Source organism: Rhizobium sp. P1_E6 (genome assembly GCF_056405875.1).
Window position 1 is genome coordinate 1 of sequence record NZ_JBFUBG010000188.1, and the last position, 4225, is coordinate 4225.

The window sequence follows — 4225 nt, forward strand, 5'->3', positions numbered from 1 at the left end:
CGCAGATGCCAACAAGGACTACTGGCAGGGTGCCCCGAAGATGCGCCGCGTCGTTCTGCGCCATATGCCGGAATCCTCCGGCCAGCGCCTGCAGCTTGAGGCAGGTGACGTCGATGTTGCGACCCGTCTGTCCTCCACCGATCTTGCAGCCGTCGAAACGGGCGGCAAGGCCGACATCCAGAAGACGCCTGGCTTCGGCTTCTATTACCTTGCTTTGAACCAGAAGGACGAGATCCTCTCCAATCCCAAGGTTCGCGAAGCCTTCCGCTATCTCATCGATTATGACGGCCTCGCCAACACCGTCATGAAATATTACGGCATCAGGCAGCAGACCATCATTCCGGCCGGCCTGCCGGGTGCGAGCGACGTCAATCCCTACAAGCTCGACATCGAAAAGGCCAAGCAACTGCTGACTGAAGCCGGCTATCCGAATGGTTTCTCGAAGGTCTATTACGCAACGCCCGTCACCCCGGAATACGAGGTTGCACAATCCCTGCAGGCCAACGCCGCCAAGGCTGGCATCAAGCTCGATCTTCAGGGGGGCGACCATATCGGCAAGTTCCGCACGCGCGAATTCGAAATCTTCTCGGCGCGATCCGGCGAACGCCTGCCGGATCCGCACGCGGTCCTCCAATCTTATGCGACCAATGCGAATAATTCCGACGATGCCAAGCTGACGGGCCTGAACGCCTGGCGCACTGCCTGGGATGTGCCGAAGGACATCCAGGACATGGTAATTGCGGCCGCCCACGAGACCGATCAGCAGAAGCGTACCGATCTCTATGCGAAGATCAACAAGGCCTACCTCGAATCGTCCCCGCCGCTGATCACCTCCTTCCTGCGCACCGATGCAAAGGCGGTTCGCAAGGAAGTGAAAGGCTACACCGGCCATTCGACATGGCTGACGCGCTGGGACACGGTCTCCAAGGGCGAATGACCTCCTCCAAGGGAGAATGACGTGAGCATCTCACAAACATCCTGGGCCACATCGGGCGGTGGAGCGGCTGCGCTCGACGCAGTGCGAAAGCTGGCGACATCCTTCAGCGTCATCCTGACGACGCTTCTTGGCCTACTGGTCATCACCTTCGTCGTCGGCCGCATGGTTCCGGCTGATCCGGTCATTGCTGTTATCGGCGATCAGGCCGACCAGGCGACCTATGAACGGGTCTACAAGGAAATGGGGCTGGACCAGCCGCTCTATGCCCAATTCGCGACCTATCTCGGCAATGTCGCCCAGCTGAATTTCGGCCAGTCCCATGTCACCAAGAACCCCGTGGCAAGTGACCTTGCCCGGGTGTTCCCGGCGACACTGGAGCTTGCGACGCTGGCAACGATCATCGGCGCCGGCCTCGGTATTCCGCTCGGCATCATCTCCGCCGTCCGCAAGGGTACCTGGGTCGATCATCTTGCAAGGATCGTCGGATTGCTCGGTCATTCGACCCCAATCTTCTGGCTCGGCACCATCGTCATCCTGGTCTTCTACGCCAAGTTCGGGCTCATTCCTGGCAGTGGCCGGCTGGACGTCTACAATGAGGGCCTGGTCGAAGGGCCGACCAACTCCATTCTCGTCGATGCGATCATTGCCGGCGAATGGGAGGTTTTCCGCGATGCCTTGCTGCATGTCGCAGCCCCTGCCCTCATCCTCGGTTATGCGGCCATGGCCTATCTCAGCCGCATGAGCCGCAGCTTCATGCTGGAACAGCTTCGGCAGGAATATGTGCTGACGGCAAAGGCAAAGGGGCTCGGCCAGCGCGCCATCATCTGGCGCCATGCCTTCCGCAACATACGGGTTCAGCTTCTGACTATCATCGCGCTTGCCTATTGCGGCCTGCTGGACGGCACGGTTCTCATCGAGACCGTCTTTGCCTGGCCCGGCCTCGGGCAATATCTGACCTCGGCTCTCTTCTTCGCGGACATGAACGCGATCCTCGGCAGCGTGCTTCTGATCGGCATCATTTCGATCGTCATCAACCTGCTGTCCGATATCGCCTACCGCTTCCTCGATCCGCGTACCCGGTGACATCATGGCGACACGTTATTTCAACGATCTCCACAATTGGCTGATCAACGAGGAATTCACCTCGACACGGCAGGCGCGTTTCCACAAGGCCTACGTCCTATGGCTCAACCTTCTTGCCAATCCGCTGGCCTTTGGGGGGTTCCTCGTCGTGCTTGCACTGGTGCTCATCGCAGCCTTCGCGCCGCTGCTTGCCAACTACGACCCTATTGCCCAGGATTTGACGATGGCGCTGAAGCCACCGTCTGCCGCAAACTGGTTCGGAACGGATGAGTTCGGCCGCGACGTCTACTCGCGCCTCGTCTTTGGCGCACGCACAACGCTCTATATCAGCATTCTCGTAACGGTCATCGTTGCGCCGATCGGCTTTGTGATCGGTGCGGCGGCCGGCTATCTCGGCGGTTGGGTGGATGTCGTCCTGATGCGCATCACCGATATCTTCCTTTCCTTCCCAAGCCTCGTTCTGGCATTGGCATTTTCCGCAGCCCTCGGGCCAGGCATCGAAAATGCCGTCATCGCCATTGCGCTCACGGTCTGGCCACCGATCGCCCGACTGGCGCGAGCCGAGACGCTGACATTTCGTGCCGCCGACTTCGTCGTCGCTGCCGAACTGCAGGGCGCCGGCATGCGCCGCATCCTGCTGCATCACATCGTGCCGCTCTGCGCCCCTTCGATCATCATTCGACTAACGCTCAACATGTCGAGCGTCATCCTGACAGCCGCCGGCCTCGGCTTCCTCGGCCTTGGCGCCCAGCCGCCGATGCCTGAATGGGGCGCCATGGCTGCGTCGGGCCGGCAATATCTGCTCAACGCCTGGTGGCTGACGACGGTCCCCGGCATCGCAATCCTCGTGGTCAGCCTCGCCTTCAACCTGCTGGGCGACGGCCTGCGCGACATCATGGATCCCCGAAATGCCTGATCAATCCCAGCCGATCCTTTCGGTCAAAAACATGTCGGTCCAGTTCCCGACCCTTTCGGGCGTCGTCACGGCCGTGAAGAACGTCTCCTTCACTGTCGGGCGCGAGAAAGTCGGCATCATCGGCGAATCCGGCTCGGGAAAGAGCACCACCGGACGCGCCATCATGCGGCTGCAGCCGGCGACCGCAAAAGTGGTGGCCGACGAAATACACTTCGAGGATATCGATCTCATGCGCGCCAGCGAGGCCGATATGCGCTCGATCCGCGGGCGGCGCATTTCGATGATCCTGCAGGACCCGAAATACTCGCTCAACCCGGTCATGACGGTCGGCGAGCAGATTGCCGAAACCGTCATTCTCCATGAGCGTGTCGGTCGCCGTGAGGCACGGGCACGCACACTCGCCATGCTGGAACGGGTCAACATTCGCGATCCGGAGCGAGTCTTCGACCTTTATCCGCACGAAGTCTCCGGCGGCATGGGACAGCGTATCATGATCTCGATGATGCTGATTTCCTCGCCGTCACTGATCATCGCCGACGAGCCGACCTCGGCTCTCGACGTGACGGTGCGCCAACAGGTCCTGTCGATCCTCGACGATCTGATCACCGAGCGCAACATCGGCTTGGTCTTCATCTCGCATGACCTCAACCTGGTGAAGAGCTTCTGCGATCGGGTGATCATCATGTATGCCGGGCGTATCGTCGAAGAGCTCGAAGCTGCCAAGCTTGAGGAGGCAACCCATCCCTATACGCGGGGTCTCCTCCAGGCGCTGCCGAGCCTCGATCATCCCCGAGACCGCCTTGAGGTCCTGAGGCGCGACCCAAGCTGGGCGGAGGCATGAACATGATGATCTCAGTCAAAAACCTCGCCGTTTCCTTCGGTCGCGGCCCTTCCGCCAAGCAAGTGGTCAAGGACGTCTCCTTCGACGTTGCTGCAGGCGAGACGTTCGGCCTCGTCGGTGAAAGCGGCTGCGGCAAATCCACTGTCCTGGGTGCGCTGGCCGGCAGGATCAAGGAGTGGGGCGGCTCGATCGCGATCGATGGAGAGGCAATCGCTGTCAGGCGCTCAAAATCGCAGCTTGCCAAGCAGCAGATGGTATTCCAGGACCCCTTCGGCTCGCTTCATCCGCGCCACACGATCGGCCGCACGCTTCTCGAACCACTCGAAATCCATGGCGTCGACCGGCGCAGGGAGCGCGTGGAACAGGTGCTGCGCGACGTCGGCCTGCCTGCCTCTTTCTACCATCGTTTCCCGCACCAGCTGTCGGGGGGGCAGCGCCAGCGCGTTGC

Annotated in this window: 5 protein-coding genes; all 5 read left to right on the plus strand. The window is 60.9% G+C overall.

Annotation, left to right across the window (positions count from 1 at the left end; genetic code table 11):
* Positions 1-937: ABC transporter substrate-binding protein (locus AC1D35_RS34935; protein WP_477942475.1), on the plus strand; the 937-nt coding region annotated here is incomplete at its 5' end.
* A gap of 21 nt (positions 938-958) precedes the next feature.
* Positions 959-2020, plus strand: coding sequence for an ABC transporter permease (locus AC1D35_RS34940; RefSeq protein ID WP_113312056.1), 1062 nt, complete (start codon positions 959-961; stop codon positions 2018-2020).
* 4 nt (positions 2021-2024) lie between these two features.
* Positions 2025-2936 carry an ABC transporter permease gene (locus AC1D35_RS34945; protein WP_477942477.1) on the plus strand — a complete coding sequence of 304 codons (912 nt, stop codon included), beginning with the start codon at positions 2025-2027 and terminating at the stop codon, positions 2934-2936.
* Positions 2929-3777: an ABC transporter ATP-binding protein gene (locus tag AC1D35_RS34950; RefSeq protein ID WP_477942479.1), complete on the plus strand. Its 849-nt coding sequence runs from the start codon at positions 2929-2931 to the stop codon at positions 3775-3777. Before AC1D35_RS34945 ends, AC1D35_RS34950 begins: the two co-directional genes overlap by 8 nt.
* A 2-nt stretch (positions 3778-3779) precedes the next feature.
* A partial coding sequence (locus AC1D35_RS34955) for an ABC transporter ATP-binding protein (protein ID WP_477942481.1) occupies positions 3780-4225 on the plus strand: 446 nt, incomplete at its 3' end.

Bases quoted from the DNA above. Each gene is read 5' to 3' on its own strand.
- AC1D35_RS34945 (WP_477942477.1), top strand. From the start codon at position 2,025: ATGGCGACACGTTATTTCAACGATCTCCACAATTGGCTGATCAACGAG.
- AC1D35_RS34950 (WP_477942479.1), top strand. From the start codon at position 2,929: ATGCCTGATCAATCCCAGCCGATCCTTTCGGTCAAAAACATGTCGGTC.